Raw genomic sequence first — 4,276 nt, 5'->3', positions numbered from 1 at the left:
CTGGATCGAGGATTATTGCGAGGTCCACCCGCACTCAGGATTAAAGTTCCGCTCGCCGCGCGAGTTCATCAGGCTCAGTGCCTAAACCCAACCGCCGCTTGTCCGGCGAAATGGGGTGCACTCCAGCCAATTTACATCCATCCAGGCTACCCACCTGAAGTAGTTTTCGATATTTACTACCGCTTCATGCGCCCAGAATATAACAAAGAGTATCAGGATTACATTTTCAGTGGTTCGGGCTATGGATGGCACCAAGAGGTGCTTATACAGTGCATTCGAATGATCATGACCGGAGTCTTCGACAGATTCCCGAACCTGCAGATTATCATCGGCCACATGGGAGAGGGCCTTCCGTTCTTCTACGAGCGTATCGTCGGAGATATGGGCGAGGTGACCGAAGATTCACTGAATAAGCCGATCGGGCAATATTTCAGTGACAATTTCTGGTACACGACCAGCGCATTCTTCCAGGACGAACTGCTCCATCTTTTGCTGAGGTACATCAGCGTGGATCGGGTGATGTTCGCAACCGACTACCCGTTTGCAGACATGAAGGCAGGAACCGACTGGTTTCGGGCAGTCGATCTGCCGCGCGAGGCCAAGGAAAAAATCGCGTACCGTAATGCGGAAAAACTGTTCGGCATAAAGGTCTGACGCATCCGCGCTGGATCGAGGATGCAGCTTGTTCTCGTTCAGCAGCGGGCATCACACCTCGATGATGACGTTCGCCTCGGCGAGGCCGTAGAAGATCTCGCCATTGAGCAGTTCGTCGCGCAGCTTCGAGTTGAAGCTCTCACGGTAGCCCTTTCCCCAAGGGCTGCCTGGCTCGATGAAGGCGGTCCTGACCCCGACCCAACAATCCGCTCCCGCACGGCCTTGGCGAACTCCGGTTCGTTGTCCGATCGATTATGGCCCGGCACACCGCGCAGGATGAACAGGTCCGAGAGAACGTCGATGGCGTCGGTCGAATTGAGCTTGCGATCAATGCTCGCGAACGATGACAATCTCACATACAGGATTACCGCCAGTGATGATCAGGGATGTCTACTCAGCTGCTATTATTGCGTCAGTACTGCTCACTTGCGAAGTACCGGTCCGCGCCGAGTCGCACATCGGGATTCTGGGCTACTGGCTCAACGATTCCGGTACCCTCATTCATGTAGCTGAATGCAATGATCGGATCTGTGCGTCAATAAAATCAGGTAAAGACACCGGTACCCTAATCGCTAAAGTTTCCAAGGCAGGCCCGGAGCATAAGGGGATATTAATAGATCACATAAATGATGAGACGTATCAGGGTATAATTAAATCGAACGCCACAGTACTTGAGGTAAGAACGTGTCTATTTTCTATATATTGCCCATACATCAAGCGATGGCGGAGGTTTGATGAAAAATAATAGGGCAGATCGTGGCAGAAATATATTGATAAGTCACGCTTCAATATAATATTAGATAATTGATCATTGATCGTGCCTTAACGCTTGCCTTGTTGTTATGGTGCGCGAAAGTCTTGGGCGGCCCCGCCGGGTGGCCGGGCAAATCTTAGTGCACGACGGCCCTTTGCGCCAAGGCTGGCGTGGCCGGTGACGCCGGTCCGGTAGGCGGCCATTGCACGACCTTGGGTGCCGGCGGGCGATAGCCTGGCGACGAGTGCGGACGCACGGCGTTGTCATGGCGGCGCCAGCTTTCGATCGCGACCGTCGCCTCGGTGAGCCAGTAGAAGATCTCGCCATTCAGGAGCTCGTCCGGCAGCCGGGCGTCGAAGCTCTCGCAGTAGCCGTTCTCCCCGGGGCTGCCGGGCGCGATGAACGCCATCCTGGCGCCGACGGCGACGAGCCATTCCCGTACTGCCTTGGCGGTAAATTTCAGCCCATTGAACGCGACGATGGCGAGCGCGTCCACTAGATGAAGGTGCGGTGCATGCATGCCATATAATCTCGACCGACAAGACATATGTCTATTCGGTCAAAGTATCGCCTGACGCGCCCACCTTCCGGGCAGGATCACTTGGGAATAATCCGGTAAAGTATTGCAAATATCAGCCCGCAGAGCAGCCAGGCAAGGACAACATCCGAGAGGAAATGTCCGCCGAAGGCGATCCGGGTCAGCGATAACGATCCAGCATAGACAACAGTCGTTGCTATTGCAGCCAGCCTTACGGGTTTGGGCGTGATGAGGGCCGCAGCGACGAGCCAGGCTGACGAGGAAGCCTCTCCGCTCACAAACGAACAGTTTCGATCGCACCAATCGCTGATGACCCAGACTGTCTGGTGTATCGCGTCTCCTCCAAAGACGTCGACCTGGATGGGTCGGGGTCGGCCCCAGTGCGCCTTCAAGAGGCCGTTCACGAGCAGGCCAGGACCAAGAGCTAGTCCGGACAGCAGCCAGATCGGCTTCCGAACTCGAGACCAGGTCAGGGCGCCGTTGATCGTATCCCAGAGAATGCGGACCAAGATAACCAGGATAACACCGGTCAGAGCCCAGGGACCACTGTTGCGGAGCCATTGCAGGTTCGAATTGCTGGACAAGACGAAGCCGTCGCTGGGGCTGAAAAACCAGCGGCTCACAACCAGATCGATTTCTGGAAAGAACCAGAAGAACGTGCTGGTTGCCAAAATGCCAATTGAGAACGCGATAATCAGAAGGTCCGATTTCGCGTAAGATGAAATGGGGCTGGATAGGGATATGCTCATAGCCGCGCCGCATGCGCTGGCTAACTTGCAGAAAACTTGCAGGTTCGAACCCTGCATAGTGCTCGAGGAATCCGCTGGAGCTGGGCAGTACACGCGTTAGTCGTGCTGGCTTGCGTGCGGCGCCCACTCGCCGCCATCACTCCGGTGAATGAACCTTCGACGGCTCTGCGGCTTCCAGGTGATGTCGCCCGCGATCCCGAGATTTTTTCCCAACACTCCGGTTTGAAGCCTTCCGGGAGGGGACGTCGCTGCGGCCTGTTTGGGGTCCGCTGTTTCGCTTCTCGAAGAGCGATCAGGACGCAAATCGACCGTCGTCACCAGTCAGATCCGGCACGAGGTCATCGGATATGACTTACGCCGATGCCATACTCGAGCGCCTCTGCCATGACGCGCCGATCGCGTCGAACTATCCGGCGACAGCATGCCGCGAACGCGCCTTAAGCACGCGTTGAGAGATTGACCGAGCAAGCGCTGGGTGACAGGAAAATCAGAGGCCAGCGGGCGCTCGAAAGGGCGGGCGACATCATCTCGGAATCTCGGGCGACTTCGTCGGAATACGCACAGCCCGTCAGCAGAGGGAGAGCTTCATGTTGACCAGCCGACGTAAGGCTATGGAGAGTCGTGATGCGAATCCTGCTCGTCGAGAATGATCGCCTGCTTTCCGAGGCCTTGGGGAGACGGCTTACCGAGGCCGGGCACGCGGTCGATGTGTTCGCCACTGTCGCGGACGCCGAGGCGGCGTGGAAAATAGCGGCATACGACCTCTGCATCGTCGACGTCATGCTCGACGATGGCGATGGTCGGGCGCTCGTCAGGTCCGCCCGTGCCGCCGGTCTACGCACGCCGACGTTGATGCTCACCGCGCGAGACGAGATCGGGGACCGGGTAACGGGATTGGATGCGGGGGCCGATGACTATCTCGTCAAGCCGTTTGCAACCGAAGAGTTGCTGGCACGACTGAGGGCGCTGCGACGACGTTCGGCGGAAATCACGGCGCTCGAGCTGCGTATCGGAAATCTTCTCTACGATCCTCATAGCACGAGCCTGACAGTGGCTGATCGAGACGTGAGGCTGACGGCTCAGGAACATGCCGCTCTCGACAAGCTGATCCGTGCCGGCGACCGCGTGACTCCGAAGCGGATGCTGGGCGAGCATCTCTATGCGCTTCATCAGGACTGGACGGACAACGCGGTCGAGACGCTGGTTCATCGGCTTCGCAAGAAGCTTTCGGACGCGGGGGCGACGGTCGAGCTCAAGGCGCTGCGAGGCCTGGGCTACATCCTGTGCGAGACCCGATCATGAGACGGGCCTATCGCCTCGATGTAAGGTTAGCGGTCGTCGTGACCGGCATATCCGCGTTGACCCTGATTGGCGCCGGCATGATCCTGTCCATGGAGTTCACGCGCGGCCAATTCGCGATAGAAGAACGCGGGCTGTCCACTCAAGTCGAGGAATGAACCGCACCGGGTTTCCCGGAGGCCATTTGGTTTGAGTCCTACGCGGCGATGGGCATGGCCTCAAGCTGCGCGTAGTAGGCGGCTTCCGCTTCTGCGGGCGGGATGTTTCCGATCGGCTCGAGAA

Annotated in this window: 4 protein-coding genes and 2 pseudogenes; 3 read left to right on the top strand and 3 right to left on the bottom strand. The window is 57.6% G+C overall.

What is annotated here, in order from left to right; translation table 11 throughout:
• Positions 1–129 precede the first annotated feature (129 nt).
• Complete coding sequence (locus GTW51_RS23145) at positions 130–654, top strand: amidohydrolase family protein (RefSeq protein ID WP_343034101.1); 525 nt, start codon at positions 130–132, stop codon at positions 652–654.
• Between the two features lie 57 nt (positions 655–711).
• Here the strand turns inward: GTW51_RS23145 and GTW51_RS23140 are convergent.
• The 3 genes and pseudogenes from GTW51_RS23140 to GTW51_RS23130 all read right to left on the bottom strand — a co-directional run.
• Positions 712–986, bottom strand: a pseudogene (locus tag GTW51_RS23140) (integrase core domain-containing protein); the annotation flags it as partial.
• A gap of 558 nt (positions 987–1,544) precedes the next feature.
• Positions 1,545–1,877: pseudogene (locus GTW51_RS23135) on the bottom strand (integrase core domain-containing protein); the annotation flags it as partial.
• 128 nt (positions 1,878–2,005) lie between these two features.
• On the bottom strand, positions 2,006–2,752 hold the full coding sequence (locus GTW51_RS23130; RefSeq protein WP_163046376.1) for a phosphatase PAP2 family protein: 747 nt from the start codon (positions 2,750–2,752) through the stop codon (positions 2,006–2,008).
• A 567-nt stretch (positions 2,753–3,319) separates the two neighbouring features.
• Between GTW51_RS23130 and GTW51_RS23125 the strand changes: the two genes are divergently transcribed.
• Both GTW51_RS23125 and GTW51_RS23120 read left to right on the top strand, forming a co-directional pair.
• A complete protein-coding gene (locus tag GTW51_RS23125) occupies positions 3,320–3,997 on the top strand; it encodes a response regulator transcription factor (RefSeq protein WP_163046375.1) in 678 nt (225 codons plus the stop codon).
• Complete coding sequence (locus tag GTW51_RS23120) at positions 3,994–4,152, top strand: hypothetical protein (protein WP_163046374.1); 159 nt, start codon at positions 3,994–3,996, stop codon at positions 4,150–4,152. The genes GTW51_RS23125 and GTW51_RS23120 overlap by 4 nt, the downstream gene beginning before the upstream one ends.
• Positions 4,153–4,276: the final 124 nt, after the last annotated feature.

The sequence above is a fragment of the Aurantimonas aggregata genome (assembly GCF_010500835.1).
GTDB classification, from domain to species: domain Bacteria; phylum Pseudomonadota; class Alphaproteobacteria; order Rhizobiales; family Rhizobiaceae; genus Aurantimonas; species Aurantimonas aggregata.
Note: the sequence above shows the minus strand (reverse complement) of the source record. Positions and strands in the feature narration are given on the sequence as shown.

What these genes read in the sequence shown, in the direction of transcription:
- GTW51_RS23130 (WP_163046376.1), bottom strand. Translation starts at nt 2,752, where the DNA reads ATGCAGGGTTCGAACCTGCAAGTTTTCTGCAAGTTAGCCAGCGCATGC.
- GTW51_RS23125 (WP_163046375.1), top strand. Translation starts at nt 3,320, where the DNA reads ATGCGAATCCTGCTCGTCGAGAATGATCGCCTGCTTTCCGAGGCCTTG.
- GTW51_RS23120 (WP_163046374.1), top strand. Translation starts at nt 3,994, where the DNA reads ATGAGACGGGCCTATCGCCTCGATGTAAGGTTAGCGGTCGTCGTGACC.